Source organism: Xanthomonas sp. NCPPB 2586 (assembly GCF_041475775.2).
GTDB lineage: Bacteria > Pseudomonadota > Gammaproteobacteria > Xanthomonadales > Xanthomonadaceae > Xanthomonas > Xanthomonas campestris.
In genome coordinates this window covers 2,044,464-2,068,422 of record NZ_CM192981.1, presented here as the reverse complement: position 1 = coordinate 2,068,422, position 23,959 = coordinate 2,044,464, and the positions used below count along the sequence as shown (strand labels likewise).

The following is a 23,959-nucleotide window of genomic DNA, read 5'->3' as shown; positions in this document are numbered from 1 at the left end:
ATGCGGACAACTGCCGGTCTTGCCCGGCGCGCGGCGACACCTGTCCCCGCCGTGCGCCGTCAATGCGGCGCCATCTTCGAGAACACGTTGATGACCACCGCGCCGGCCACGATCAGCGCCATGCCCAGCATGGCCGGCAGATCCAGCCGCTGGCCATGCACCAGCCAGGCCACCAACGAGATCAGCACGATGCCGGCCCCGGACCAGAGCGCGTACGCGATGCCGACCGGGATCACCCGCAACGTCGCCGCCAGGCAATAGAACGCCACGGCATAGCCGAGCACGGTCAGCAGCGACGGTCATCGCCGGGTGAAGCCTTCGCTGGATGTGAGCGCCGCCGTCGCCATCACCTCCGCAACGATTGCCACCGCCAGAAACACCCAGTGCTTCATCCTCGTCTCCACGCCTTCAATGCCGCGCCCCATAACGGCAGCTACCGGCTTGCATGCAAGCGCCGGGCTGTGCGCCATTGCCTGCACGCACCGCGCGAGCTAACGCGCCACGGTCGGGTTTGCCGTAGCATGCGCGTGCACCACGCAGCTCCTGCGTCTCGTCCGGCCGTTCTGGCGCCGTTGCGCGCTCTTCTCTCTCCGCCGGCCTGCGCGCCTGGCGATCACGCGACGCGACCATGTCGGGCTATCAGACCCAGATCCATGCGCTGACCTTCGGGCAGCACACCTTCAGCATCCGTGCGTTGGCGGACAAGCAGCAATACGCAGACCCCGACCAGACAGCCGCAGATGCGGGAATTTCCTCGGCGCAGTGGAGCCTGTTCGGCCAGGTCTGGCCCGCCGGCCAGCTGTTGGCCGAAGCGATGGCCACCCGGCCGGTGGCCGGCAAACGCATTCTCGAACTCGGTTGTGGCCTGGGGCTGGCCAGCCTGGTGTTGCGCCGCCGCGGCGCCGACATCGTGGCCAGCGACCATCACCCGCTGGCCGAAGTCTTCCTGGCCTACAACGCTGCGCTCAATGCGCTGGAATCGGTGCCGTACCGGCGCCTGGACTGGGATGCGGGCGCGGCGGACATGGGCCAGTTCGACATGATCATCGCCAGCGACGTGCTCTACGAAACCCGCCACGCCAGCTTGCTGGCCAAGCTGATTCCCGACCTGGCCAAACCGGCCTGCGAGATCGTGATCAGCGACCCCGGCCGCGGCAATGCGAACAGCTTGTCGCGCATGCTGGCCGACATCGGTTTTTCATTGATTGCCGGCGAACGCCAGGCCTCGGTACACGTCGCCAAGGCGCCACGCCTGTTTGTGTACCGGCGTGGCGCGGAGCCGCGGCAACCGGCTGGCTGAGCCGCGCGACCACGCTGCGGGCTCGCCGCACGTCGCAGGCGCTGGCCACACACCGGCGCTGCGCAGATAACGCAGCAAACGCGTCGCACACGCCGATGCCAGGCCCGGCACTCGCCTGCGGATCACGCCATCACGTTAGCGCGACGCTAGCCACCGATGGGGCTGTAGGCAGACAGCGTCACCGGCTTGCGCCGGTCGGCCTTGATCACCTCGTGCCGGCTCAGGCGCAGTGCCTCGCCATCGCGCCCTGCGTCCGGGTTGGTCACCCAGTCTTCGATGATGCGCACATGGAACAACACTGCACGCTGCGTGCGGTCGTAGCGGAAGGTGATGTAGTCGGTCCAGTGCTGGCCGCATGCAACGCCATTTTGCACGGTGAAATAGGCGCCCTTGGCCACCAACCCCTGGCCGTCGTAATCGAACGGATCGCACTGCCCACCGTCATCGGCCTTGAAGATCACCTGCGCGTTGCGCGCGGCTTCGACAAAGCGGCCGTCGGCCGTCTGCATCAGGACCAGCAACAGCCGCTGCGGTGCATCCTTGCCGGCGGCAATCTGCGCTACTTCGTCGGCGCGCCGCAACGCCAGCAGGTAATCGCGCCGGCCATCGCCATTCACATCCGCATCAACCGCCTGGATGAGCGTATAGCCGGCAGGCAGGTGCGCGCTCAGCTCGGGCGGCAGCGCCGCTGCGGCACAGGGGCCGGTTGCCATCGCCGTTGCCAACACCATCGCCGCTGCGTGACCTCGCATCTGCATGCTCATCCATTTCGTGCCGGGCGTGCAGCATAGCCGGCCGTGCGACTGCCTGTGGGTCTGGGCATGCGCGACCTAGCGCGGATGCATCCGTCCACATGCCTACGCGCTAGCCATCGCCATCGCCGTTTCTTGGGAGTGAAGAAAAATCGTCAAGTTCGCTTATCCGCTCACGTGCGATTGGCGCATCGCCGACGTGCGTTTTATGCAGGCAGCGCGATGCTCTGCCCCGCACCACGCAAACGCGTGCGTGCATTCCCCAAGCAACGAACCAAGAGAACTCTCCATGGCAAATCAGAACCAAAACCAGGGCGGCACCAGTAACCGCGGCTTTGCTTCGATGGATGAAGACAAGCAGCGGGAAATCGCCTCCAAGGGCGGCAAGGCAGCCCATCAGAGCGGCAACGCACACGAATTCAGCTCGGAAGAAGCACGCGAAGCCGGCAAGAAGGGCGGCCAGTCCAGCGGCGGCGGCAATCGCTGACCGCGCGGCGCTTCCGGAGGGCCATGCGCTCTCCGGGAGCGCTCATGCTTGACGTCATTGACCTGAGACCGGGCGCCCGAGAGCGCCCTGCTGTCTGTGCATCTCGCGTAGGCGCGGCAACGCGATGCCACCGCAGCATTGCCGCGAACACCTAGCGAATCATCTCGCGAATGCGCGCCGCCATCGCATCGATACCGAACGGCTTGGTCAGCACGGCCATGCCTGGCGCGAGTTGGCCGGCGCCGAGCACAGCAGTTTCCGCATAGCCGGTAATGAACAACACGCTCAAGCGCGGCCGCGCGATCCGCGCCGCATCGGCCATCTGCCGCCCGTTCATGCCACCCGGCAAGCCAACATCGGTGATCAGCAAATCGATCCGCACATCGGACTGCAGCACGCTCAAGCCGGATGCGCCGTCCACTGCCTGCAACGCGGTATAGCCCAGCTCCTCCAGGATGTCGGCCACCAGCATGCGCACGCTGGGTTCGTCGTCCACCACCAGCACGGTCCCGCCCTGTTGCGAACGCGGCATCGCCGGCAGCGTGCGCGCTTGCGCATCGCCGGTGGCATCGCCCAGATGCCGCGGCACGTGGATGCAGACGGTGGTGCCCTCGCCCACGGTCGACGACACCCGCACCTGGCCACCGGACTGCTGCGCAAAACCGTAGATCATCGACAGCCCCAGGCCGGTGCCCTCGCCGATCGGTTTAGTGGTGAAGAACGGCTCGAACACGCGCGCAATGACGTCTTCGGGCATGCCGGTGCCGGTGTCGCTCACGCACAACGACAGGTACTCGCCGTCGGGCACTTCGTTTTGTTGCGTGGCGGAATGGTTCAACCAGCTATTGGCGGTTTCGATGGTGATGCGGCCGCCGTCCGGCATCGCGTCGCGCGCGTTGAGGCACAGGTTGAGCAGCGCATTTTCCAGCTGGGATGGGTCCACCAACGCGGGCCATAGCGCCTGTTCGGCCACCGTGGCGAGTTCGATCGACGGCCCCACCGTGCGCCGGATCAGGTCTTCCATGCCGGCAATCAATGCATTCACATCGGTCGGCTTGGGCGCGAGCGTCTGCCTGCGCGAAAACGCCAGCAGCCGATGGGTCAACGCTGCCGCGCGGCCGGCCGCCTTCTGCGCCACCGCGATGTAGCGCTCCACATCGTCGAAGCGGCCCTGGCCCATGCGTGTCTGCATCAACTCCAGGCTGCCGGAAATGCCGGTCAGCAGATTGTTGAAGTCGTGCGCCAACCCGCCGGTGAGCTGCCCCACCGCTTCCATCTTCTGGCTCTGCCGCAACGCCTCGCGTGCCACCTCCAGACTGGCTTCGGTCTGCACGCGGTCGGTGACATCCTGCGCCACCTGGAAGGCGCCCACTCGTCCGCCATGGCGATCGCGCAGCTGGCTGAAGCGCACTTCGTAATGCCGCAGCGCGCGTGCCGGGTCGCCGAACTCCTCCAGCACCAGGAACTCGTCGCCACTTAGCGCGCGGCCCCAGTGGCGCGCCACCTGCGCGCGATGTTGGGGCAAGCCGTCCAGCAGACCGAGCAGGTTGTCGCCCACATGCGCAGATACCCCATAGGCGAGCCGCAAAGCCTGGGCGCTGGCGGTGTTGAGGGCCAGGATGGTGAAGTCCAGGTCGCAAGCGAGCACGGCCGCGTCGGTACTATCGACGAAGTCGGCGAACAGGCGCCGCTCGGCCAATGCTTCGACAACGCGTTGCTCCAGCGTCTCGTTCAAGTCGCGCAACTGCTGCTCCACCCGCCGGCGCTGGGTGATGTCCACGATCAGCATCGCCACGTGATTGTCGTGGGTGCCGGCCGGAAACAGGTGGGCATCGTACCAGCGCCCCAGCCGTGCAGCCTCGCGCTCGAAGCGCAGCGGCTCGCCACTACGGGCAACGCGGCCATACGCCTCGTGCCACACCTGCTCGATGCCGGGCAGCAACTGGCTCGACCATTTGCCCACCACATCGGTCAGGCCGGTATGCCGCTCGAAGGCCGGATTGACCGCGAGCATGCGGTGGTCGATTGCCTGGCCCTGCGCATCGAACTTGACCTCGGCAATGCAGAAGCCGGCGTCGATGTTTTCGAACAGCATGCGGTAGCGTTTTTCGCTCTCGCGCAGGGCCTGCTGCGTCTGCTGCGCATCGGTGGTATCGAACCCCTGCACGAAGATGCCGGTGACGCGGCCGGCATCGTCCTTGACCGGCTCATAGACAAAATCGACAAAACGCTGCTCGGCGCCGGTACCGGTCCGCTGCAGCTGGATCGACACGGCCGACGCCACGAAGCGCTCGCCGGTGCTGTAGACGCTGTCGAGCAATTCGTAGAAGCCCTGGCCTTCGAGCTCCGGCAGGCCGGCACGCACGCTCATGCCGAGCATGTCGCGACCGCCCACCAGCCGCAGATAGGCGGCATTGACGAAAGCGAACACATGCTCCGGGCCGTGCAAGATCGCGGTGAACCCCGGAGCCTGTTCGAACAGCCGGCGCTGCCGCTCGGCTTCGGCGACACGCAGGCGATCGGCGCGCACCGTCTCGGTGATCTCGATGCCCTGGTTGAACAGGCCCACGATGCTGCCGTCTTCGCCGCGGATCGGTGCGGCGCTGAAGTTCCAGTAAGTCGTCTCCAGCACGCCGCGACGCACCATCGGCAGTTCCACATGCCGCTGCTCGAAACCTTCGCCGGTCTGCAGACACCGGCGGAACGGCGGCGCCACCTGTTCCCAGGACGCGCCCCACACCTCCGAGACCGGCTGGCCCAACGCCCACGGATGGCGATCGGCCATCGACGGGATATAGGCGTCGTTGTAGAGCATCACCAGGTCCGGGCCCCACAACACTGTGGCGAGCACCGGTGAGTTCAGGCAGATCGACAGCGCCGAACGCAGCGATTGCGGCCACTGCGACGGCAGCCCCAGCGCCGAGCCACTCCAATCGTGCGCACGCATCCGCGCGCCCATTTCGCCATCACCGGCAAGGAAGGAAAACGACTCACCACTGTGATCAACGGGCATCGCGTCTGACGTAGTTGGAGTGGACCACTGCCGGGAACACGGCAGGCGTGCGCGATGCGTCTTGCCATCGAACGGCGGGCGGTCGACAGCGTCGTGCATGCTCCATGGCGTTAGCGACTCCCCGTGAAGACTACCCGCGTGCGGCATCGGTTGTGCCCGTCGCGGGCGAGACGATAGCGCGCCCGCCAGCATCGCCACAACTTCCGTCCGCCTGCCGGTGGTTGTGCTGCGACAAAACGCTAAACCGTTCACCGCCGCGCGGCCTGGTGCGCGCAGCGCTGCGCCACGGCCACAGCCTGCTGAGCGACGAGCGCACGCGTCTCATGCACTGAGACGCGTGCTTGGCAGCATCGCCGCCGATGACATGCACCACAACGGCTACTCGCCGCACCACATTGATCGAACGGCGGCACTGCGCGCCGGGTATCGCGCCAAGCAACGCGTTACCACCGAGACAGGAGGCCGGCGATGGTGGGGCGCGCTGAGCGGGCAAAGCGCAGCTGGGGCGCTCCGGACTACACCTACCCCGAGCATCTGCGCGCAGAACTGGAGACCTTGCCGGCCACGCCCGGGGTCTATCTGTTCCATGGACAGAGCAGCACGCTGCCGTTGTACATCGGCAAGAGCATCCACCTGCGCAACCGCGTCATGGACCATTTCCGTAACGCGGCCGAAGCCTCGCTGCTGCGTCAGACGCGCAGCATCCAGGTGATCGAAATGGCCGGTGATATCGGCGCACAGCTACTGGAGTCGCAGCTGATCAAGACCCTGCGCCCGCTGTACAACCAGAAGCTGCGGCGGATCCCCCGCCAGTTTTCGATCCGGCTGTATCGCGGCGAGGTGTCGATCGAACATTCCGCCGAGATCGATCCGGCGGCAGCGCCCTGGTTGTACGGGCTGTATTCCAGCCCCCGTGCGGCCAAGGAAACGTTGCGCCGCCTCGCCGACCAGCATCATCTTTGTTACGGCTTGTTGGGACTGGAGCGGCTGCAAGCAGGCCGGCCCTGTTTCCGCGCCATGCTGAAACGCTGCAGCGGCGCCTGCCATGGTGCCGAGCCCTTGGACGCGCACGAAGAACGGCTACGCAGCGTGCTGCAGCATCTGGAACAGGCGGCGTGGCCATTTCCCGGCGCCATCGCGCTGAAGGAGCAAGGCGCGCAACGCACCCAGTTCCATGTGCTGCGCGATTGGCACTATCTGGGCAGCGCCACCTCGTTGGCGGGCGCACGCCGTTTGCAGGCGACACACGGTGCATTCGACCGCGATTGCTACCGCATCCTGCGCAAATATCTGGAGACGCAGCTGCATTGCGTGTCGCTGCTGTAGCCGCAAGCGGGCCCAACTGGCTCAGCGCTTTCTGCTTCGGCGCGATTGCACAGCACTGCGCTGCTGCGTGGCCGGCACCTGCTGCACGAACACTGCGTGCATGCAGGCCACCACCTGCTGCGCGCGCGCAGACAACGGCCGTTCGGCGCGCTGGATCAGCCAAAGCGTATCCACCACCGGATGCAGCCCTTCCACCACCTGGATCGCGGCCTGGTCGTGGAAGGCCAGGCGTGCGCCGCACTACGGCCAGCGCGTGCAATCAGGTTTTAGAGCAGTTATCAAAACGACTGCGCAGCCGCCAGGCGGGCGGGCGCGGCCGGTGCTCGGAATCGGCATGTACCCACGTACACTCCGGTTTCCTCCGCGCCGTCCGCACCCACCTGACGACTGCTCGCTACGTTTTGTTAGTCGCTCTTAGCCCAGCACGCAACGCGGCACTTCATTCGGCCGCAGCGTCAACACCTGCACGCCGGTGCGCGTGACTGCAACACGGTGGCTTGGCGTGCATCCCGATCACGTCGCACCGAATGGAATGGATCGGTCACTGGACGCCATCGCCAGATGCAACGCAAGAGTGAACCTTCGCGCCTGGTGCAAATCTGCGCAGGTAAACTTCAAAATTCCTGATATCAGCAGCGACTAGAAGGGGCGAATGCCCGCGCTGCAATGCTTAGAACTGGTGGCCGAGGACGGAATCGAACCGCCGACACGGGGATTTTCAATCCCCTGCTCTACCAACTGAGCTACTCGGCCACTGCCTGCGACGCGATGCCTGCGTTGCGAGGAGGCGCATCATAACGAGCGTGCGGGATTTCGGCAAGCGTTCGCGCGCAGGTCGTGTTCGGGCTGAGCCGCAGCCGGGTTTCTTGCGCCGGTTCACGCCAAGCGGAGGCACCGATGGCCTAGCCTGCGCGCGTCCTTTGGAGATTTGCATGCGCCTGCCTCGCCTGTTGTTGTCGTTCGCCGCCCTGCTGCCGCTGGCTGCCCTTGCGCAGCAACCGGTGCGCGCCGTGCCGGCGTTGGATATCTCGCGTTATGCCGGGCAGTGGCACGAGATCGCCCATCTGCCGGTGTCGTTCCAGAAGAAGTGCCGCAGCGATATCACCGCCAGCTACACCTTGCGCGACGATGGCCTGATCGGGGTGCGCAATGGCTGCCGCGTTGCCGATGGCAGCCTGACCCAGGCCGATGGCGTGGCACGCCCGGTGGCCGGGCACCCCGGGTGCGCTTCGCGCCGGAATGGCTGTCGTGGATCCCGCTGGTCTGGGCGGACTACTGGGTGATTGCGCTCGATCCCGACTACCAGTGGGCGGTGGTCGGCGAGCCGGATCGCAAGTACCTGTGGATCCTGTCGCGCTCGCCAGAGATGCCGCGCACGCAGTTCGAGCAGCTCAAGGCCACCGCCACGCAGATGGGCTACGACCTGGCGCCCCTGATCGTGGCGGCGCCACTGCGCTGAGGGCGGCCACCGCCCGGCGGGCACCGTACTGCGTAGTATTCTTGGCAATGCACCAACCCGCCAAGGAACCGAGTTCATGCACCGTGCCTTTCGCCTCCTGATCGTGACGCTGTCGTGCGGCCTGCTGTTGAGCGCCTGCGGTGGCGGCGCGGTTCGCCGTGTCTCCGAGCCGACTGCCCGCATCCAGCAGCTGACCGTGCGCCCGGACGGTGGCTGGTCGGTGGAGTTGCGCCTGCAGAACTACAGCAGCATTCCGATGCGCTTCGAACGCGTCGCGCTGGAAATCGGCATGGGCGATGGGGTTGCCGGCAAACTCGACCAGGCGGTGGGCATTTCGATCGGCCCGGAAACCGCCGATGTGGTGACCGTGAGCCTGCAGCCCGCCTCGCTCGGCCGCATCACCATTGCCGATGTGCTGGCCGGTGGCCGCTCGCTGCCGTACACGCTCAAGGGCACGGTGTGGGCCACCCCGCAGGACAAGAAACAACGCGAGTTCGCAGTTGATTCGCGCAACACGCTCAGCCCGGCTCCGGGCCTCAACGGCGTGCTGCGCTGACGCGCACGCCTCCACGCACACGCTTCAAGGATCCCGCATGAGCAGCTACATCGCACCGTTGACCGACTTCCGCTTTGGCCTGTACGACGTGCTCGGTGCCGAGGCACTGTTCGCCCGGCTCGGCTATACCGACGCCAGTGCCGACATCGTCGACGCCGTGCTGGAAGAAGCCGGCCGCTTCACCGCCCAGGTCCTGGCCCCGCTCAACAGCATTGGCGACGAAATCGGCTGCGCCTTCGACAAGAGCACGCATGCGGTGACCACCCCGCCCGGCTTCCGCGCGGCCTACGACCAGTTTGTCGAAGGCGGTTGGAACGGGCTTACCGCCGAGCCGCAATTCGGCGGCCAGGGCATGCCGCACACGCTGGGCGTGCCGCTGAGCGAGATGATCAATGCCGCCAACCTGGCCTGGGGCAACTTCCCGCTGCTCTCGCATGGCGCAATGGAAGCGCTGCGCCAGCACGGCGAGGCGTGGCAGCAGGAGGTGTTCCTCAAGCCGCTGATCGATGGCCGCTGGACCGGCACCATGTGCCTGACCGAGCCGCATTGCGGCACCGACCTGGGCCTGCTCAAGACCCGCGCCGAGCCCAACGCCGACGGCAGCTACGCCATCACCGGCACCAAGATCTTCATCACCGCCGGCGAGCATGACCTCACCGACAACATCGTGCATCTGGTGCTGGCCAAGCTGCCGGACGCACCGCCCGGCGCCAAGGGCATCTCGCTGTTCGTCACGCCCAAGTTCAAGGTGGACCGCGATGGCACCGTGGGCGAGCGCAACGCGCTGCACTGCGGCTCGATCGAACACAAGATGGGCATCAAGGGCTCGGTGACTTGCGTGATGAATTTCGAGGGCGCGCAAGGCTATCTGGTCGGCCAGCCGCACAAGGGCCTGCAGGCCATGTTTACGATGATGAATACCGCACGCCTGAGCGTGGGGTTGCAGGGCATTGGCCTCTCCGAGCGCGCGTATCAAAACGCATTGCGCTACACCCGCGAGCGGCTGCAATCGCGCGCACTCAGCGGCGCCAAATTCCCCGACAAGCCGGCCGACCCGATCATCGTGCACCCGGACGTGCGCCGCATGCTGCTGACCATCAAGGCGCTGACCGAAGGCAGCCGCCTGCTGGCCCTGCATGCTGCCAGCCTGGTCGATGTGGCGCACCGCGGCGGCAGCGAACAGGAGCGCGCCGATGCCGAGACGCTGGTGAGCTTCCTCACCCCGATCTCCAAGGCGTGCCAGACCGAGTGGTCGGTGGAAAACACCTATCACGCGCTGCAGTGCTTCGGCGGCCACGGCTACATCCGCGAATACGGCATGGAGCAGCTGGCCCGCGATGCGCGCATTACCACCATCTACGAAGGCACCACCGGCATCCAGGCGCTGGACCTGATCGGCCGCAAGACCGCCAGCAGCCAGGCCGCCGGGCTCAAGCTGTTCCTGGCCGATGTGGAAACCTTTGCCAACACCCATGCCGACAACGCGGCCCTGGCCGAGTTCATCAAGCCCTTGCGCGACAAGGCCAGCGAGTGGGCGATGCTGACCCGCGACGTGCTCGACCGCGCCGCCCGCAACCCGGACGAACTGGGCGCGGCCAGCTACGACTACCTGTTCTATTCGGGCTACGTGGTGCTGACCTATTGGTGGGCACGCAGTGTGGCCGCCGCCGACGCCTCCGCGCACGGCGAGGAGTTCAAGCGCGCCAAGCGCGAGACCGCGCGCTTCTACTTCGCCCGGATCCTGCCGCGCACCCTCACCCACGCGGCCACCATCCGCAGCGGCGCCGCCCCTTTGATGACGCTGGAAGCGGAGTTGTTTGGGCAGGGGTGAGCAGCCGTGTCGCTGCGATGTTGCCCTGCGTGACCGCTGTGCCTTGAGAGTGGGGCTTGTCGGGTGTCGATGCGGGCGTCGCTGTCGTGTCGTGTCGTGCGTGTGCGTGCAAGCGTTTGCGGCTGGTCACCCTTCGGCCATGCTGAAGAAAGCGCCCTACCCGGACGCCAGCCCTACGTAGGAGCGCGCTTGCGTAGGAGCGCGCTTGCGCGCGATGGAGCTTTCCCGGTGACGCTTCGAAGCCTTATCGGTAACGCTCCTTCGCGCACAAGTGCGCTCCCACAAGTGCGTCGATGGCAGGCGCAAGTGCATCGCTCGCGTGGCTCGCGTGCCGCTTGCGCCTCGCGGCCGCTAGTTAGGCCGTTGGGCCGATCGGGCCAGCGCGCCAGCTCAGCAGGCGGCCGACGTTGGCAAAGCGTGGGCGCGAGCGGGTTTGGTGTTCTTGAGATGCACCCTCTAGAGAGATGCAAGACGCCGACGTGCTCGGCCAGCGCCTGCAGCAACCAGCGTAGGGCCGGGCTGGGCGCGCCAACGCATCAGAAACCAGCCGCGCGTAGGAGCGCGCTTGCGCGATGAGGCTTTCCCGGTGACGCTTCGTAGCCTTATCGGTAACGCCACATCGCGCACAAGTGCGCTCCTACGGTGCATGGCGCCGTTGTCGATGGCGCCCGTGTCTGCCGCGCGCGCCTGTAGGCGCTGTGCGGCCATTCGCGGGATCGTCCTGGGCACCCATGGCTACACAGCACACATCGCCGCCACCCACACAGTCGAACAACCGCGCGAGATCCACCCGATACACAAACTGTCAACGATCGGGTATAAGCTGTTTTCCCGATGGAGACAGACACGCACGTAGGTGATGTGATCGTCCCCGGAGGCTTCGCCGCCCCGGTCACGGGCAGCGCTGTCGCCGCATCCCCGCCGTTGCCCACCGTGCGCCTGCTCTCCCTGGATGCGCATGGCCGTGTGCTGGACTGGATCAACTGGCAAGACGCCGCCTGCCTGTATGCACGTGATGCGGTGTCGTGGACGCTGGGCGAGCCCTGCATGCATATCCACGGCGGCGTCTCGCGCCTCACCGGCGAGCGCAGCGTGCTGGAGCTGCATCCGATCATTGCGGCACGCGGCCACGCCCGTTCGCGCGCGCTCGACCCCACGCCTACCCTCACCAACACCGCCCTGTTCGCGCGTGACTCGCAGTTGTGCATGTATTGCGGCCAGCACTTCAGCCGCCCGCACCTCACCCGCGACCACGTGATGCCGGTGTCCAAGGGCGGCCGCGACAGCTGGGAAAACGTGGTGACCGCGTGCTTCCAGTGCAACTCGCGCAAGGCCAACCGTACGCCGCAGCAGGCGCACATGCCGCTGCTGGCCGTGCCCTACCGGCCGAGCTGGATCGAACATCTGATCCTGTCCAACCGCAACATCCTGTCCGACCAGATGGCGTTCTTGCGGGCGCAACTGCCCAAGCGCTCCAAGCTCTCGCTCTAGACCGCGCTCGCGCTTGCCCGCATGCGACTGCGACAGTTCGTCGCAGGCACGCGTTGCAGCCACGCCACGCGCGCATCACGGCTGCTGCAGCCATCACTTCCAGCTGACACCTGAACCGGTTTGCTTGCCGGGCCTTCGCATGGGGAGGACAATATGGCTTCAGCACATTGACACGATGATGATCGACTCCACCCGCTATCCGCGCTTGTCGCGCATCCAGACTCCCGACGATCTGCGTAGCTTCGAGGAGGCCGACCTCACCGCGGTCGCCGACGAACTGCGTGCCTACCTGATCGAATCGGTGGGCAAGAGCGGCGGCCATTTCGCCGCGGGTCTGGGGGTGATCGAACTCACCGTCGCCCTGCACTATCTCTACCAGACGCCGGTCGACCAGCTGGTGTGGGACGTGGGCCATCAAACCTACCCGCACAAGATCCTGACCGGGCGCCGCGACCAGATCCACACGGTCAAGCAGAAGGACGGCGTGGCGCCGTTCCCCAAGCGCGAGGAGAGCGTGTACGACACCTTCGGTGTTGGGCATTCGTCGACCTCGATCTCCGCCGCGCTGGGCATGGCCATCGCCGCGCAGCGCAACGGCGACGACCGCAAGGTGGTGGCGGTGATCGGCGATGGCGCGATGACCGCCGGCATGGTCTACGAGGCGCTCAACCACGCCGGCGGCATGGACCCGGAACCCAACCTGCTGGTGATCCTCAACGACAACCGCATGTCGATCTCCGAGGCAGTGGGCGGGCTGACCAAGATGCTCGGCCGTGCCAGCGGCAGCCGCACGCTCAACGCGATCCGCGAGGGCGGCAAGAAGATCCTCGGCGACAAGAAGAACAACCCCACCGCGCGCTTCGTGCGCCGCTGGGAAGAACACTGGAAAGGCATGTTCGTGCCGTCCACGTTGTTCGAGGAAATGGGCTTCCACTACACCGGCCCGATCGATGGTCACGACCTGCCCAGCCTGGTCGGCGCGCTGAAGACCTTGAAGACCTTGAAGGGTCCGCAGCTGTTGCATGTGATCACGACCAAGGGCAAGGGCTACGAGCTCGCCGAAGGCGACCAGATTGGTTACCACGCGGTCGGCCCGTTCGACCCGAGCAAGGGCCTGGTGGCCAAGGCCGGCGCCAAGAAGCCGACCTACACCGATGTCTTCAGCGACTGGGTGTGCGACATGGCGGCGGCCGATCCCAAGATGCTGGTGATCACCCCGGCGATGCGCGAAGGCTCGGGCCTGGTGCGCTTCAGCAAGGAATACCCGCAGCGCTACTTCGATGTCGCGATTGCCGAGCAACACGCGGTCACCCTGGCCGCCGGCATGGCAACGCAAGGCGCCAAGCCGGTGGTGGCGATTTATTCAACGTTCCTGCAGCGCGGTTACGACCAGCTGGTGCACGACGTGGCGGTGCAGAAACTGGATGTGCTGTTCGCGATCGATCGCGGCGGCGTGGTCGGCCCGGACGGCGCCACCCACGCTGGCAACCTGGACCTGAGCTTCCTGCGCTGCGTACCGCACATGGTGGTGATGGCGCCGGCCGATGAAGCCGAGTGCCGCCAGATGCTCACCACCGGCCTGCGTTATGAGGGCCCGGCCGCGGTGCGCTATCCGCGTGGCACCGGCCCCGGCACCGCACTGGATGCTTCCTTGACCACCCTGCCGATCGGCAAGGCGCAGCTACGTCACAGCGGCGCACGCATCGCACTGCTCGGCTTCGGCGCCACGGTGGATGCCGCTGAAGCGGTCGGCCGCGAGTTGGGCCTGACCGTGGTGAACATGCGTTTCGTCAAACCACTCGACAAGGCGATGCTGCTGGAGCTGGCCAAGTGCCACGAAGCCTTTGTCAGCATCGAAGACAACGTGGTGGCCGGCGGCGCAGGCTCGGGCGTCTCCGAGCTGCTCAATGCCGAAGGCGTGCTGATGCCGATGCTGCACCTGGGCCTGCCGGACAGCTTCCAGCACCACGCCAGCCGCGAAGACCTGCTCGCCGAGGCCGGTATTGACCAGGCCGGCATCCGCGCCGCCGTGCTCAAGCGCTGGCCGCAGCTGATGGCGAAGGGCCAGCAGGCATTGAATGCAGCGGCAGGCTGAGGCCTGCTGTGCTGCATGGCGTGAGTAGCGCAGGCTGAGGCCTGCGCGCATCGTGGGATCGTTGGCGAGAGGCTGAGTCTTCTTTCGCTACACCGCGTTCGATGCGATGCGTAGCCAGCAGCGCGATCCGATGCTGCAGGCCTGACCGATGGCCACCACCTGCAGCACGCAGCACCGTGTTGCGATGCGTGCACGTGAGCGGATTGGCAATTGATGCCAGCGCTTTGCAAGCACTCCGTTCTGAAGCTCAAAATTTTGCAGTACTGCTTTGGTGTTCACCACAACGCTAAAGCGTGGTCACTTGCCCATTGCCGCAAAGGTCTGCACCAACTGCAGCAGCGGTGCCTGCGCATTGATCTCCTGCAATTCCACCTGCAGCCGGTTGACGCCGGGCAACGCGGCGTCGCCGTTCAACGCTTGCTGCAATAACGCAGGCAAACCGCCCAGATCGCGCAACCACCACGCGGCACCAGCTGCCTGCAGCCGTGCCGCGTGGTCGAACTGGTCGTAGTCCAGCGGGTAGACGATCGATGGCAGCCCCGCCGCCAGGCACGCGTACAGAATGCCGGCGCCACCGTGGTGCACCACCAACGCGTAGCGCTGCAGATGCTGTGCGTAATCGACATACGGCAGGCAGTGATAATTGCCCTGCGCTGGCTGCGGCGGCAGCGTGGTATCGCCCGCACTGAAATGGAACACCACGTCCGGGAACTGCGGCGCCAAGGCGCGCAGGTCCGCGTCGACGCGTTGCTTGACCCATTGCAGATGCGTGCCCAACGTCACCAGGACGTGGCGGCGCCCGTCGATGAACCTGGGCGGCGGCACGTCATTGGGCGGCGTGCACAACTGCGGCCCGACAAAGCGCACCGCGGCAGGCCAGCGCCGCGCAAATTCAAACGACGGCAGCCCCAGCGCGAGCACACAGTGCGGCGAATACACCCCCTCGCTGCCATCCGCGCGGTACAGCGCCGGCAACCCGGCCGCACGCATCTGCTGCCGGTAACAGCGATGCAGGCTGCGCTTGAAGCCACGCGTCAGACGGCGCGCGATGGCGTGCCAGATCCGTTGCGGCCTGCCACTCGCGGGCAGCAGGCCGCCGAAATACGCTGGCGGACCATCGGCGGTTTCCAGCACGCAAGGAGACGGCAGGCTGGTCCACCAGGCAATGCCCATGGCCTGCGCCGCCAACCCGGCGCTGGGCACGGTGAAGTCGGCAATCACCAGCTCCGGCCTGCGTCCGCGGTAGTGCTGTTGCAGGGCCTCACCCAGCCGCACCATCAGGCCCAATGCTGCGTGCAATTGGCGGCGCAGCCGCAACGGATTGTGGCCGACCGCATGCGGCGGATTGGCGATCTGCGCCAGCAGCTGGTCGGCCTGCGCATCCAGCACGCTGATGCCGTGCAGGCCGCACGCTGCGATGCGCGCCATTGCCGCAGGTGTACTGATCACGCGCACGTCGTGCTGTGCCGCCAGTTGGCGCGCGATCGCCAAAATCGGATGCAGGTGCCCGCTGTACGGCGGCGCGATCAGATCGATGCGCATGTCTGCCCTCGCCGCCCGGCCTGCTCCACTTCGCTCGCGAACGCCTTGCAGGCCGCGCGCACCGTGCTGTCGCACAGATAGTCCATGTGCCCGCACGCGGGCTGCATGTCCACCGGCCCGCGATACAGCGCGCGCGAGATCCAGTCGCGGCGCCCCTGCACGATGCATTGCCGCTCGAACGGTGCCAACGCATTCGCAACTGGCCCGTAGGCGAACACCGCAACGCGCGCACGCAGTGGCGCCGGCAGGTGCAACGCCGCCAATAGCTGCAGGCCGCAGCTGCCGACCAGCAGCAGCGTGAGCGGCACTGGCTCCAGCTGCGTGATGACTGCTGCGCGCTCAGGCGGCGCCACCGGGCCACTGCGCGCGGCCAGATACTGCCGCGCGTTGGCCGCACTTGCCCGCCACAGCGGCACGCGCCGATGCGCAGCGCCATCCGGACGATAGGGATAGTTGCAGTCCAACAGGCGCCTGCCGTGCCCGCGCAATTGCTGCAGAAACAGGCGCTGCTCCTCGCTCAGCGCGCAGCGCTGCGGATCGCTTTGCCCGGTGAGGAAGGCGATCTGCAACAGCGGCTCACTGCGCACGAAACCGCCCATCCGGCAGCACGCGGTAGCGACGGGTACGCCAACGGATCGTGCGCACTAGCGCCGCATGCAGCAGGTGCAATGGCTGCAGGCACTCGGCCGCCAGCGACAGCAGTGGCCGGTGCCGGCTCTCGCCGGTGGTGCGCCACTGCAGCAGGCACAGCAGCGCGGTACGCACGGTGAGCAGGCCAGCCACCGCTGCAAACGACAGCGCTCCTGGTTGCAGGCAGGCCGAGAGCAGCGTGGCGATCAACAACCATGGTGGCAACCCATGCAGCGCGCCGATCGCCAGCTTCACGGCCGGGCGCTGGCGGCGCAGCAGCAACAGCGCGAACAACATCCAGCGATGCATCTGCCGCACGTAGCTGGCCAGATCGGGCAACGCAGTGCGCATCGCCACCGGCGCGGTGGACTGCCAGAGCCGCCCCCCTTGCGCACGCACATGCGCGGCGAAGGCCAGATCGTCGGTCAGCTGGTCCAACAATGGCGCAAATCCGCCCCAGGCCTGCAGTTGCTGCGTGCGACCGGCATAGCACATGCCATTGATCGTGAGAGGCGCCGCCCATGGCAGCCACCCCAGATACGTGAGCGCGGCATTGTTGTTGACGAACTGCGCCAGCAGCCGCCCTGCCAACGTGCTCCCGTCCTGGTAGTACGGCAGCGCGGTCACCAGATCGGCGTGCGCCAGGTCGTGCAGCAAGAGCGCCAGCGCAGCGCTGCTTAACTGCGCATCGTCGTCCAGGATCAAGGTGATGGGTGCCTCTACCTGCGGCAGTGCGTGGTGCAGCTTCCACGCCTTGGGATTGATGCCGAGCGGTGCGGGCGGCACTGTGATGCGTGCGATCCGCACGCCAGGATGCTGTGCGACCAGGGTTGCTGCAGCAGCGTTGCCCGCTGCGTCGTCGGCATCCAGCAACCAGACGAACTGGGCGTGCGGCAGCGCCTGCAGGTTGGCGGCGAGCACCTGCTGCAGATGCGCATCACCGCCAAGGATGGGTTGCAGGATCGCTACCTCCGCCTGCGTTCCCGCTGGCACCTGCACTGCGGCGCGGCGCTGCACAATCCACAACGCGCCCAGCGCACGCAGCATCAGCACGGCGACATAGGCCAACGCCAGCAGCAGCGTGGTTACACCCACTGCGCTGCCTGCCAACGCACGAAGGCGTCGATGCCTTCGTCCAGGCCAACGCTGGGCGTGCCCAGGTCGGCCAGCATGCGGCGCGGGTCGAAGGTCTTGGAGTACGCAAACACACCCACGCCGAAGCGCGTGATCGGCGGCTCGCCACGCAGGCGCAGCAACCGGTAGGCGCCCTCCACCACACTGGCCATCCGCAACGCCGTGCTGATACGCACCTGCCGCTGCGGCAACGGCAACTGCAGGCGCGCCAGAACATCCAGCAGCAGCTGCTGCAGATCGACCGGCTGCGCATTGGTGAGGTTGTAGGACGGTTGCAGTTGCGGCGCGACGGCGGCGCGGTACAGGTAGTCGCAGAGCGCATCGATGTAGATCAGATCGCCGATCACCGGCTGGCTCTGGCCGACGAAGCGTGGCAACGCTCCTTTGCGGGCGGCAGCAATTACACGCGGAAACAGCACGGTGTCGCCGGGGCCGAATACCGCGCGTGGACGCAGGATGCTCTTCTGGCCCGCGTACCCGTCCAGCAGCGTCTCGCCGAGGTATTTGGTCTGCGCGTAGGTGTTGACGAAGCGCGGACCGATCGGGCTGTCCTCGCTGAGCCCGTACTGATGTTCTTCGCGGTAGAACACCGAGCTCGATGACACGTACAGCAGACGCGGATTGCCGTTGCGGGCACAGAAGTCGATGACATTCGCGGTGGCCTGCACATTGTGCAGCTCGAATTGCGCGCGGGTGCCCCAGGGAGACGCCAGTGCCGCCGCATGAATCACCACATCCGGGCGCCAGTCGAGCGTAAACGGCTGGCTCAGGTCGATGCGATGGTAGTTGGGCAACGCGCAGGCGCGGCGGCCGATGCCGTGGATGTCCAACCCTGGCTGGCCCTGAAAGCGCCGCAGAAAGGCGCCGCCCACAAAGCCCGATGCGCCGGTGACAAGAATACGCAGGCTCATCGCCACTCCGGTTGATAACGGTCCAGACTGGGCTGGCAATGCGATGGCAGGATCGCCAGCTCCGGATGCGCCTGCACCAAGTTATGCAGCACGCGCACGGTGCGCTGGAACGCGGACCAGTCGTGCATCAGCAGGCGTGTGGGCCAGGCCGGCCACGCCAAGCTTGCAAAGGTGGCTGACGACCACACCGCATCGGCGCACAGCAACACCTCGCGATCGTGCTGGTCACGTAACAAAAGCCCCATCTGCCCCGGCACGTGCCCGGGCAACGCCACCGCCATCACGCTGCCATCGGTGAACAGGTCGTAGCCCACGCCCAGGCCCTTCCACGCGCCACCGAGTGCGCGCTGCGGCGCCTGCTCGGCAAACTGCACGCGCTGCGCGAAGTCGTCTGGCAGCAGTTGCGGCAGCAGTGCACGCCGCAGGCCGCCCAGGCGCGAGGCCGCGCGCAGCTGCGCATAGTCGGCGTGCAGGCAGATGAAGCGCGCAGTGGGCAGATCGCGCAGACCGCCGACATGGTCGGCGTGGAAATGCGAGATCAGGCACCAGCCAATGTCGTCGAGCGCCAGATCACGGCGCGCCAGCTGCGCCTGCAGACGCTCCTGGGCGGGCAAAGTCACCGGCGTGGTCCAGCGATACAGCCGCTCCGGCAACGGATCGGTTGCACGGAAGAAATGCTCTGCATAGCCGGTGTCATAGAGCAGCGCACCGCGTTGCGGATGCCGGATCAGCACACTCAACGCGGGGAATTCCACTGCATGCCAATGCCCGTCCGCGCGCACCATGCGTTCGCAGTGGCGGCAATGCCCGATGCGCAACAACTCGACCGAGACCCGCGTCGCCATCAGTACCTCAACACCATGCCGCCGATCGACAGACCGGCACCGGTGCCGAGCATGGCGAATAGTTCGCCGCGCTGCAGCTGCTGCGTGACCCTGGCCTGATGCAGCGCGTGCGGCAGCGATGCCGCCACCTGGTTGCCATGTGCGTGCAGGATGCGCACCACCTGCTCCGGGCGCAGGCCGAGTGCCTGCACCACATGATCCAGGCCGCCACCGGAGGCCTGGTGCGGGATCAGGCAGCGCAGTGCGGTGGTCTCGGCGCCGGCGTCGCCCAGCAGCTGATCCCAGAACACGGGCAGGTGGCGCGCCGCAAAGCGATACGCACCGCGCCCATCCATGGTGAAGACCCGCGTGGCTTCGGGCGTGCTGTCTTCGCCACGCGGATAGCGGCTGCCGCCACCGCGGATGCGGCACAGCTCGGCACCGCTGCCGTAGCTGGCCAGGCGGCTGGACAGCAGCGCCGAGTCTTCGTCCGGCGCGCTGCGCCCCACCACCACGGCGGCAGCGCCATCGCCGAACAAGCCGGCGGTTGAGGGCACCGCCGCATCCAGCCCGCCCGACGCCACTTCGCTGGAGACGATGAGCACGCGGCGATAGCGGCCCAGGGCCAGCGCGTTTGCGGCCATGTCCAATGCGACCAGAAAACTCAGGCAGGTGGCGTTGACATCGAATGCCGGGATGCCGGAGTCACCCAGCCCCAGGGCACGCTGGATCAGCACTGCCTGGCACGGGATCGGCTGCTCCATCACGCTGCAGGCGGAGATCAGGCAGTCGATCTCGCCGCTATCGATACCGGCGCTGACCAATGCCGCTTGCGCGGCGGCGGCGCCCATGGACGAGGCCGTTTCGCCCTCGCCCGCATAGTGGCGCGTGGCGACGCCCAGCCGCGCGAACGTGGTTCCCGGCGGCAACTGCCAGCGTGCGTCCAGTTCTTGCGACGTCACTTCCGTGGCGGGAACGTGGCACCCGGTGCCCAGGATGCGCAGCGGCAATGCGTTCAACAGATCCGCCTCGTTGGTGAAGGCGCGCAGCATACCGTGGCCGGCCAGGCAGACCCAGCTGCCTGCGCAATGTTGGCGCAGTCGTGGGGCTTGCACGGCGAGCACAGCGCCATCCGTAGCGATGGGATGGGGATGGCGGCACTTGGTGCGGGTCGAGACTGGCATCGCCCACCTGGCCGCGCGGGCGCATGCGTGGCGAGCCAGGGCACATGTTGGGCGCGCTGCGGTTTTCGCAATAACGTCCGACACCGGGGTGGCACTGAAACTCGCGCGCCGCCCTCTCCTTTCGTCACCGCGGGCAGCATGCATTCGATACACCGGTCCAAGCGCACATCAGGTCGAGCCAGTCACACAACCTCGCACCGTACTCAGGGCGCCTCCACCTCATAGCCCATCGCACGCAAGCGCGCGGCATAGCCGTCGGAGGCGGTCAGCCGGCTGATCGGCAACACCGCAAAGGTGCTGCGGTTGCGCTGCAGCGCCTGCGTGGCGATCTCCAGCCAATGCTGGCGCAGCCGGCCTTCCAGATCGTTGATGCCGCGCTTCTTGGCCACGCCAGTACTGGCCATCGCTCCCATGCACGCGGCTTGCGGGTCGGCACGCGGCAACTGCCGCAACGTCTCGATGTCGCCTACCGACCAGGCATTGGCGCGTTCCACCATCGTCGGCAAATCGCGTTCGACAGTCACCAGAATGCTGCGAAAGCACGCAGTGTCGTCCATACCGCCCGCACGGAAATCCTTGATCGCCTGCCGCGGGTTGTCGATCTTGTATTCGAGCGTGGTCGAGGTCGGCTTGATACCGGCGCGCTTGGCAGCGCGCTCCACCACCGACCAGATCACCGGCGAGCGGGCCAGGCCAGAGCGTTTGAGCGCAGCCTGATACAACTCGCCGGCAGCCAGCATCGGCCGCTTGCGCTCCACGCCACGGTCGCGCCCCATGTAACGCGCCTTGGCAACGGTCCAGCGCGCATACAACTCAGGCGGCAGCACATCGCGCAGCTCGCGCCCGTCTTCGTTCTTCATCGCCTTCATCGCGGCCGGCAGCAGGGCCAGCTTGCCGAACATGCCAACGTCGGCATCCACCTGCACCATCGGCGCCATCAGCACCTGCTGCGATTGGCCGATGATGTTTTCGACCTCGGTCGCTTGCCACTCCAGGTCTTTGGGCAATGGCGACAATGTGCCCAGGATCCACAGCACGTGGTCGCCCTTGCTGACCTTCCACAGGCCGGGGCCGGGTTGCTGCCCGCGCACCACCATGGCTTCCAGATCGACCACCGTTGGCGGCGCTGCCGGCGCCTGTACGGCCACCTCGACGGCACACGCCAGCATCGGTGCCAACAACGACACCAAGGCGATTCCTGCCCGCCACACCGCCCCCCTGCGCTGCATCACGTACCGCCTCCCGGTTGGAACGCGGACACTACGCGAACGCGGGCCCGCACGCGTTAGGGAAGCGTTGGCGGCTCCGGCGCGGCGCCTTCGGCAACCAACGCGGCCAGCTGCGCCGCCAGCGGCGAGCCGTCTTCGAGCAGCGCGAAACCTTCCCAGACAAACCCTGGCGAAACCGTGCAGCCCACCAGGGTAAAGTCTCCCAGCGAGCGCGCCGCCTGCCAGCAGCCGGCCGGCACCACGTGCATGGCGTCGCCACGCTCTGCGGCGTCCAGCACTTCGCGCCGCAACTGCCCGCTCGCTTCGTCGAAGATCAGCAACTCCAGTGGAGCACCTTGCTGCCAGTGCCAGCACTCCTCGGCATCCACACGATGCCAGCGACTGGCTTCGCCTGCGCACAACAGGAAGCGGATGGCGGTCAGCGCCGGACGCGGCGGCGCACCGCTGTCATCCAGCACCTGGCGCGTCGACGCATACACGCGTCGGTAGTGGCCGCCCTCCGGATGGGGGGCAAGGCCAAATGTTCGAATCAGCGCGGCGGCGGTTGGATGCATGCACGCATGCTAGGCCACACGCCGCCGCCGTGCATCACGCCAGCTGTTTGCCCGCACGCAGGCAGGTGCGGAAGAACACCAGCAGATCCCAGCTATAGCGCTTGAGCAACCGGCGCGGCTCGTTGAGCAGCCGGTACATCCATTCCATATGCAAACGGCGCACCCAGTTGGGCGCGCGCTTGGCAGTGCCGGAGAGAAAGTCCAGCAAGGCTCCCACGCCGAACACCAGCGGCACCTGCAAGGCCTCGCTGTGGTCGAGGATCCACCGCTCCTGCAGCGGGTTGCCGAAGGCCACCAGCAGCACATCGGCGCCGGAGCGATTGATGCGCTCGGCAAGGCCCTCGCCCGCCGCCGCAAATTCGCCATACCCATCGCACATGCCCACGACCTGCTGGCCCAGCGTTCCGGTCAAGGTCGCTGCGGCGGTCTTGCCCACGCCCGGGCGGCCGCCAAGCAGGAAGAACTTGAGCGGCTGCGCGGCCTCGCGGCAGAGGTACGGAATCAGGTCGGTGCCGTTGAGATTGCCGGCGAATCGGCGGCCATGGATCAGGCGCGCCGCCAGATCCATGCCGATCCCATCGTTGACGATGCGCACTGCCGGCGCCTGCATGCGCGCGCGCAGCGCCTGGCACTGCACGATGAAGTTGGTGTTCGCGAAAAACACCCGCCGCGGCTGATGCGCGGCCAGCGCATGGAACAGATCCAGCGCAAAGGCTTCCTGCGTGGTCGACAACACCGGGAAGCCGCCCAGCGGAATCACCACCCCTTGCGCAGGTGTCGCTGGACTCACCGTTGCCGTCTCCACACCTGCTGGCTGGCCATGCATTGTCGTTTCACCACAAATCGTAAGGGAACGCAGCCAGCAATCCTGCCTGCAAGCGTTCAAGATCGAAACTGCCGTTGCCGCCCAGTTCCATGCATTCTTCCACGCTGTGGCCGGCATGCCATTGCATGCGCCTGGTGCCGTGGTAGTAGTCGTCGTACTTGAAACGGTCTTCGCCGTTGCCCCAGTCCAGATACACCGCCGGGATGCCATAGGCTTCGGCAAGGATCAGGCCGTGCAGCGAACTGCTGATGACAAATTTTGCACCCAGCAGCGCACTCATGAAGGTGGCCGGCTTGACGTTGGGGAACACCAGATGCTCGGCGTAGGCGCTGTACTTCTCAACCGGCTCGTTGAAGTGCGGCACGATCGCGAACGGACGCTTGGTCACCGGGCCGAGGGCGTCGGCGGGGAAAAACATCGGGGTCAGCAATCCCGGGTCTCCGTAGACCTCAGGCACGGCGATGCCACGTTCCAGCAAAAACGCGCGGGTCTTGGGACCGCGTACCGCGCGTACGTCCAGCGTGCTGAACGTATTGCGCTCGGCTGGAATCTTGCCGTTGATACCGCTTCCCCATACGGTGTCGCCATCTTTGGCGAAATGCAGCACCGACCCGGTTGCGATCAGCTTCTTGCGCAAATCGCGTTTTTCCAGAAGTGTCTTGTCCTGCAACGCCAACACGCACGACACGATCACCTTCGACAGGTGATCCCCCATGTTCACGCCACCGTTTTTGGGCTGCCACCAGAACAATGCGCGACGTTCCGCGCGTTCCACCCATTTCTGCAGTAAAGCGTTGGCCATGACAGGGATCCTC

At 66.4% G+C, this 23,959-nt stretch carries 20 protein-coding genes, 1 tRNA gene, 1 other RNA gene and 2 pseudogenes; 9 read left to right on the top strand and 15 right to left on the bottom strand.

Annotated features, from left to right (window positions below; all coding sequences use genetic code 11):
- Positions 1-59: 59 nt before the first annotated feature.
- A pseudogene (locus tag ACCQ09_RS08870) lies at positions 60-392 on the bottom strand (SMR family transporter).
- A 236-nt stretch (positions 393-628) separates the two neighbouring features.
- Between ACCQ09_RS08870 and ACCQ09_RS08865 the strand changes: the two are divergent.
- On the top strand, positions 629-1,300 hold the full coding sequence (locus tag ACCQ09_RS08865; protein ID WP_040941120.1) for a class I SAM-dependent methyltransferase: 672 nt from the start codon (positions 629-631) through the stop codon (positions 1,298-1,300).
- A gap of 146 nt (positions 1,301-1,446) precedes the next feature.
- On the opposite strand, the gene ACCQ09_RS08860 is transcribed toward ACCQ09_RS08865, so the two are convergent.
- Entirely contained in the window at positions 1,447-2,052 is a 606-nt protein-coding gene (locus ACCQ09_RS08860; protein WP_228428269.1) for a hypothetical protein, read from the bottom strand.
- A 289-nt stretch (positions 2,053-2,341) separates the two neighbouring features.
- Here ACCQ09_RS08860 and ACCQ09_RS08855 point away from each other — a divergent pair, with 289 nt between their 5' ends.
- A complete protein-coding gene (locus ACCQ09_RS08855) occupies positions 2,342-2,539 on the top strand; it encodes a KGG domain-containing protein (RefSeq protein ID WP_014508120.1) in 198 nt (65 codons plus the stop codon).
- A 151-nt stretch (positions 2,540-2,690) separates the two neighbouring features.
- Here the strand turns inward: ACCQ09_RS08855 and ACCQ09_RS08850 are convergent, their stop codons facing one another.
- A complete protein-coding gene (locus ACCQ09_RS08850) occupies positions 2,691-5,651 on the bottom strand; it encodes a PAS domain-containing protein (RefSeq protein ID WP_228428268.1) in 2,961 nt (986 codons plus the stop codon).
- 369 nt (positions 5,652-6,020) lie between these two features.
- Between ACCQ09_RS08850 and cho the strand changes: the two genes are divergently transcribed.
- Positions 6,021-6,878: an excinuclease Cho gene (gene cho / locus ACCQ09_RS08845; RefSeq protein WP_040941118.1), complete on the top strand. Its 858-nt coding sequence runs from the start codon at positions 6,021-6,023 to the stop codon at positions 6,876-6,878.
- A gap of 21 nt (positions 6,879-6,899) precedes the next feature.
- Here the strand turns inward: cho and ACCQ09_RS08840 are convergent, their stop codons facing one another.
- On the bottom strand, positions 6,900-7,073 hold the full coding sequence (locus ACCQ09_RS08840; RefSeq protein WP_075286521.1) for a hypothetical protein: 174 nt from the start codon (positions 7,071-7,073) through the stop codon (positions 6,900-6,902).
- Positions 7,074-7,212: 139 nt separating this feature from the next.
- On the opposite strand from ACCQ09_RS08840, the gene ACCQ09_RS08835 reads away from it, so the two are divergent.
- Positions 7,213-7,288, top strand: a non-coding RNA gene (locus ACCQ09_RS08835) — sX9 sRNA.
- A gap of 267 nt (positions 7,289-7,555) precedes the next feature.
- Here the strand turns inward: ACCQ09_RS08835 and ACCQ09_RS08830 are convergent.
- Positions 7,556-7,631: transfer RNA gene (locus ACCQ09_RS08830), tRNA-Phe, on the bottom strand.
- A gap of 179 nt (positions 7,632-7,810) precedes the next feature.
- Here ACCQ09_RS08830 and ACCQ09_RS08825 point away from each other — a divergent pair.
- The 5 genes and pseudogenes from ACCQ09_RS08825 to dxs all read left to right on the top strand — a co-directional run bounded on the left by ACCQ09_RS08825 (position 7,811) and on the right by dxs (position 14,310).
- A pseudogene (locus tag ACCQ09_RS08825) lies at positions 7,811-8,337 on the top strand (lipocalin family protein).
- 76 nt (positions 8,338-8,413) lie between these two features.
- Positions 8,414-8,893, top strand: a complete 480-nt coding sequence (locus tag ACCQ09_RS08820) for an LEA/WHy family protein (protein ID WP_012438035.1) — start codon at positions 8,414-8,416, stop codon at positions 8,891-8,893.
- Between the two features lie 37 nt (positions 8,894-8,930).
- On the top strand, positions 8,931-10,724 hold the full coding sequence (locus ACCQ09_RS08815) for an acyl-CoA dehydrogenase C-terminal domain-containing protein (protein ID WP_016944290.1): 1,794 nt from the start codon (positions 8,931-8,933) through the stop codon (positions 10,722-10,724).
- Between the two features lie 834 nt (positions 10,725-11,558).
- Entirely contained in the window at positions 11,559-12,215 is a 657-nt protein-coding gene (locus tag ACCQ09_RS08810) for an HNH endonuclease (protein WP_040941116.1), read from the top strand.
- A 178-nt stretch (positions 12,216-12,393) separates the two neighbouring features.
- Positions 12,394-14,310, top strand: a complete 1,917-nt coding sequence (gene dxs, locus ACCQ09_RS08805; RefSeq protein ID WP_040942287.1) for a 1-deoxy-D-xylulose-5-phosphate synthase — start codon at positions 12,394-12,396, stop codon at positions 14,308-14,310.
- A gap of 297 nt (positions 14,311-14,607) precedes the next feature.
- On the opposite strand, the gene ACCQ09_RS08800 is transcribed toward dxs, so the two are convergent.
- From ACCQ09_RS08800 to ACCQ09_RS08755, 10 genes are all read right to left on the bottom strand, one after another.
- On the bottom strand, positions 14,608-15,852 hold the full coding sequence (locus ACCQ09_RS08800) for a glycosyltransferase (RefSeq protein ID WP_012438031.1): 1,245 nt from the start codon (positions 15,850-15,852) through the stop codon (positions 14,608-14,610).
- Complete coding sequence (locus tag ACCQ09_RS08795; RefSeq protein WP_162808597.1) at positions 15,837-16,451, bottom strand: hypothetical protein; 615 nt, start codon at positions 16,449-16,451, stop codon at positions 15,837-15,839. Before ACCQ09_RS08795 ends, ACCQ09_RS08800 begins: the two co-directional genes overlap by 16 nt.
- Positions 16,429-17,577, bottom strand: a complete 1,149-nt coding sequence (locus ACCQ09_RS08790; protein WP_012438029.1) for a glycosyltransferase family 2 protein — start codon at positions 17,575-17,577, stop codon at positions 16,429-16,431. Before ACCQ09_RS08790 ends, ACCQ09_RS08795 begins: the two co-directional genes overlap by 23 nt.
- On the bottom strand, positions 17,568-18,527 hold the full coding sequence (locus ACCQ09_RS08785) for an NAD-dependent epimerase/dehydratase family protein (RefSeq protein ID WP_228428267.1): 960 nt from the start codon (positions 18,525-18,527) through the stop codon (positions 17,568-17,570). Before ACCQ09_RS08785 ends, ACCQ09_RS08790 begins: the two co-directional genes overlap by 10 nt.
- Entirely contained in the window at positions 18,524-19,372 is an 849-nt protein-coding gene (locus ACCQ09_RS08780; protein ID WP_050911421.1) for an MBL fold metallo-hydrolase, read from the bottom strand. The genes ACCQ09_RS08785 and ACCQ09_RS08780 overlap by 4 nt, the downstream gene beginning before the upstream one ends.
- Positions 19,372-20,403 carry a 3-oxoacyl-[acyl-carrier-protein] synthase III C-terminal domain-containing protein gene (locus ACCQ09_RS08775; RefSeq protein ID WP_040941112.1) on the bottom strand — a complete coding sequence of 344 codons (1,032 nt, stop codon included), beginning with the start codon at positions 20,401-20,403 and terminating at the stop codon, positions 19,372-19,374. The genes ACCQ09_RS08780 and ACCQ09_RS08775 overlap by 1 nt, the downstream gene beginning before the upstream one ends.
- A 335-nt stretch (positions 20,404-20,738) precedes the next feature.
- Complete coding sequence (locus ACCQ09_RS08770; RefSeq protein WP_040941111.1) at positions 20,739-21,764, bottom strand: TraB/GumN family protein; 1,026 nt, start codon at positions 21,762-21,764, stop codon at positions 20,739-20,741.
- Positions 21,765-21,820: 56 nt separating this feature from the next.
- Positions 21,821-22,318: a cupin domain-containing protein gene (locus ACCQ09_RS08765; protein ID WP_040941110.1), complete on the bottom strand. Its 498-nt coding sequence runs from the start codon at positions 22,316-22,318 to the stop codon at positions 21,821-21,823.
- A 34-nt stretch (positions 22,319-22,352) separates the two neighbouring features.
- A complete protein-coding gene (locus ACCQ09_RS08760) occupies positions 22,353-23,144 on the bottom strand; it encodes a WecB/TagA/CpsF family glycosyltransferase (RefSeq protein ID WP_011037584.1) in 792 nt (263 codons plus the stop codon).
- Positions 23,145-23,151: 7 nt separating this feature from the next.
- Complete coding sequence (locus ACCQ09_RS08755; protein WP_011037585.1) at positions 23,152-23,946, bottom strand: polysaccharide pyruvyl transferase family protein; 795 nt, start codon at positions 23,944-23,946, stop codon at positions 23,152-23,154.
- Between the last annotated feature and the right edge of the window lie 13 nt (positions 23,947-23,959).

Coding starts and splice junctions, on each gene's coding strand:
- ACCQ09_RS08865 (WP_040941120.1), top strand. CDS start 629: ATGTCGGGCTATCAGACCCAGATCCATGCGCTGACCTTCGGGCAGCAC.
- ACCQ09_RS08860 (WP_228428269.1), bottom strand. CDS start 2,052: ATGCGAGGTCACGCAGCGGCGATGGTGTTGGCAACGGCGATGGCAACC.
- ACCQ09_RS08855 (WP_014508120.1), top strand. CDS start 2,342: ATGGCAAATCAGAACCAAAACCAGGGCGGCACCAGTAACCGCGGCTTT.
- ACCQ09_RS08850 (WP_228428268.1), bottom strand. CDS start 5,651: ATGCACGACGCTGTCGACCGCCCGCCGTTCGATGGCAAGACGCATCGC.
- cho (WP_040941118.1), top strand. CDS start 6,021: ATGGTGGGGCGCGCTGAGCGGGCAAAGCGCAGCTGGGGCGCTCCGGAC.
- ACCQ09_RS08820 (WP_012438035.1), top strand. CDS start 8,414: ATGCACCGTGCCTTTCGCCTCCTGATCGTGACGCTGTCGTGCGGCCTG.
- ACCQ09_RS08815 (WP_016944290.1), top strand. CDS start 8,931: ATGAGCAGCTACATCGCACCGTTGACCGACTTCCGCTTTGGCCTGTAC.
- ACCQ09_RS08810 (WP_040941116.1), top strand. CDS start 11,559: ATGGAGACAGACACGCACGTAGGTGATGTGATCGTCCCCGGAGGCTTC.
- dxs (WP_040942287.1), top strand. CDS start 12,394: ATGATCGACTCCACCCGCTATCCGCGCTTGTCGCGCATCCAGACTCCC.
- ACCQ09_RS08800 (WP_012438031.1), bottom strand. CDS start 15,852: ATGCGCATCGATCTGATCGCGCCGCCGTACAGCGGGCACCTGCATCCG.
- ACCQ09_RS08795 (WP_162808597.1), bottom strand. CDS start 16,451: ATGGGCGGTTTCGTGCGCAGTGAGCCGCTGTTGCAGATCGCCTTCCTC.
- ACCQ09_RS08785 (WP_228428267.1), bottom strand. CDS start 18,527: ATGAGCCTGCGTATTCTTGTCACCGGCGCATCGGGCTTTGTGGGCGGC.
- ACCQ09_RS08780 (WP_050911421.1), bottom strand. CDS start 19,372: ATGGCGACGCGGGTCTCGGTCGAGTTGTTGCGCATCGGGCATTGCCGC.
- ACCQ09_RS08775 (WP_040941112.1), bottom strand. CDS start 20,403: ATGCTGCGCGCCTTCACCAACGAGGCGGATCTGTTGAACGCATTGCCG.
- ACCQ09_RS08770 (WP_040941111.1), bottom strand. CDS start 21,764: ATGCAGCGCAGGGGGGCGGTGTGGCGGGCAGGAATCGCCTTGGTGTCG.
- ACCQ09_RS08765 (WP_040941110.1), bottom strand. CDS start 22,318: ATGCATCCAACCGCCGCCGCGCTGATTCGAACATTTGGCCTTGCCCCC.
- ACCQ09_RS08760 (WP_011037584.1), bottom strand. CDS start 23,144: ATGCATGGCCAGCCAGCAGGTGTGGAGACGGCAACGGTGAGTCCAGCG.
- ACCQ09_RS08755 (WP_011037585.1), bottom strand. CDS start 23,946: ATGGCCAACGCTTTACTGCAGAAATGGGTGGAACGCGCGGAACGTCGC.